The 382-nt window shown below is 67.5% G+C and carries 1 protein-coding gene; it reads right to left on the reverse strand.

Annotated features, from left to right (window positions below; genetic code table 11):
* A partial coding sequence (locus ACY0JR_RS21175) for a hypothetical protein (protein ID WP_462636165.1) occupies positions 1–382 on the reverse strand: 382 nt, incomplete at both ends.

Raw genomic sequence — 382 nt, forward strand, 5'->3', positions numbered from 1 at the left:
CACGGCCTGGGCCAGGGCCCCGGCGGCGGTGCCGAAGGCCTGCACCTTCTGGGGGATGTTGTTGCCGTGCTTGCGGATGACGATGGCCTCGGCCATGAGCGGCCTGGCGGGCTTGAGGCTGACCCAGGAGAGGTAGTTCTCGCCGGTGAAGGTGCCGATGAGGGTGAGCTTGCCCCCGTCCAGGGCGTAGAGGGTGGCGGGGTTGGTGGTGAAGACGCCCTGGTGGTCGTAGAGGGCCAGGCGGCTGACCTCGGCGCGCTTCTCCAGGGTGAGCTTCACGTCCACGTAGGTCATGTTCTTCTGGGACCACTCGCTGGCCACCAGGTTGTTCAGGTCGTCGCTGAGCCAGGGGGAGTAGTCCTGCCCCGTGTTGGCGCTAGGG

It is taken from the genome of Rufibacter sp. JT3400010 (assembly GCF_054956755.1).